The sequence below is a fragment of the Rhizobacter sp. P3_B12 genome, from assembly GCF_056402895.1.
In genome coordinates, this window is sequence record NZ_JBFUGN010001002.1 from 1 (window position 1) to 2,198 (window position 2,198).

1 protein-coding gene is annotated in these 2,198 nt (G+C 71.8%); it reads left to right on the forward strand.

What is annotated here, in order from left to right:
* Positions 1-2,018: ATP-binding response regulator (locus tag AC1D01_RS31240; RefSeq protein ID WP_477873374.1), on the forward strand; the 2,018-nt coding region annotated here is incomplete at its 5' end.
* Between the last annotated feature and the right edge of the window lie 180 nt (positions 2,019-2,198).

Sequence of the window (2,198 nt, forward strand, 5' to 3'; positions counted from 1 at the left end):
ACCAGGCCCTGGTCGAGCGGCTGCAGCCGCTCTTCACCAGCGTCGGCGCGATCCTCGGCGCGGTCCGCAACGACCGCGAGCGGCGCGAGGCCGAGAACGCGTTGCGCGCGAGCGAGACCCAGCTGCGCGCGGTGCTCGAGATGGCCGGCTCCGGCATCGTGCAGATCGGGCTCGACGGCTTCCCGCTGTTCCTGAACCAGCAGCTGTGCGACATGCTCGGGCGCAGCCGCGCCGAGCTGCTCGCGCTCAGCACCGAAGACGTGACCCACCCCGACGACCTGGCGGGCGAGCGGCGCCGGCGGCGCCAGCTGCTGGCCGGCGAGATCCCGCGCTACCGTGCCGACAAGCGCTACCTGCATGCCGACGGCCGCATCGTCTGGGCCACCATCAACGTCACGCTGGTGCGCAAGCCCGACGGCCATCCCGACTACCTGATCGCGGTGGTGCAGGACATCACCGAGCGCAAGCAGGCCGAGTCCGAGCTGCGCGCGAGCCGCCAGCGCTTCGTCGACCTGCTGAACTCCGTCGACGGCATCTTCTGGGAGGGCGACCCACGCACCGAGAACTTCACCTTCGTCAGCGACAAGGCCAAGCAGCTGCTCGGCTACCCGCAGGCCGACTGGATGCAGCCGCGCTTCTGGATCCTGCACGTGCACCCCGACGACCGCGACCGCGCGCTGCGCGAGGTCGCCGATTCGCAGCTCACCGGCTCGGTCAGCGCGATCGAGTACCGCTTCTACGCGGCCGACCGCAGCGTGCGCTGGATGAGCAGCTGGGTCACGGTGTTCCGCCCCGAGGGCGGCCACCGGCTGCTGCGCGGGCTGATGATCGACATCACCGAGCGCAAGCGCGTCGAGGAGGCGGTGCTCGCGGCCGAATCGGCGCAGCGTGCGAACGCCGCGAAGACCGAGTTCCTGTCGCGCATGAGCCACGAGCTGCGCACGCCGCTGAACGCGGTGCTCGGCTTCGCGCAGCTGCTGGAGCTCGACAGCCAGCAGCCGCTGAACGCGGCGCAGCAGATGCGGGTGCAGCACATCACGCAGGCCGGCACCCACCTGCTCGCGATGATCAACGACGTGCTCGACCTGTCGCGCATCGAGAGCGGCGGCGTCGCGCTGGTGTCGGGCAGCGTCGCGCTGCGGCGCGTCGTCGACGAGGCGCTCGCGATGGTCGCGCCGGCCGCGGCCGAGGCCGGCGTGCAGCTGCTGATCGAGCGCGCATCGCCGCAGGCGGCCGATCCGCGCACCTGCGTGCAGGCCGACCACCTGCGGCTGCGCCAGGTGCTGGTGAACCTGCTGAGCAATGCGATCAAGTACAACCGCCGCGGCGGCCAGGTGCTGCTGAGCTGGCCGGTCGACGAGGGCGTGGGGCTGGTGCACCTGCGGGTGCGCGACACCGGCGAGGGGCTGGTGCCGGCGCAGATCGCGCACCTGTTCGAGCCGTTCAACCGGCTCGGCGCCGAGCGCAGCGGCGTCGAGGGCACCGGCATCGGCCTGGTGATCACGCAGCGCCTGGTGCAGCTGATGAACGGCCGGCTGTCGGTCGAGAGCGAGCCGGGCGTCGGCAGCGTCTTCACCGCGAGCCTGCCGTGGGTGCCGGCGGCGGCGTCGGACCCGGGCTTCGCGCCCACCGAGGTGTCCGTCGACATTCCGGCGGTGCCGTGGACGGTGCTGTACGCCGAGGACAACCCGATGAACGTCGAGCTGGTGCGCCAGGTGATGAAGATGCGGCCCGACTGGCGGCTGCTGGTGGCGGCCAACGGGCGCCAGGCGGTCGAGATGGCGCTGCAGCAGCGCCCCGACCTGCTGCTGCTCGACATGCACCTGGGCGACATGAGCGGCGTCGAGGTGTCGCGCGCGCTGGAGGCGGCGCTCGGCTGCCCGCGCATCGCGCTGTCGGCGGATGCGACGCCGGAGCAGTCCAAGGCGGCGCGCGCGGCGGGCTTCGCGGCCTACCTGACCAAGCCGGTGAATGTGGCGCAGCTGCTGCGGTGTCTGGATGAGCAACGGGGGGCGTAGCAAAGGCGCGGGTGGGGAGGCTGGGGCTCGCCGGTCGGTGCGGTCGTCGCCCCTGGCGGGGCGACGACTGCCCTCCGCTGACTGGTTTCGCGGCCCGTCGCCGAAACTCCCTCCACTCACTTCGGTCGTTGTGGTCAAACAGTCGGCGACAGTCAGTGCACGAAGCGTGCTGCGCACGCG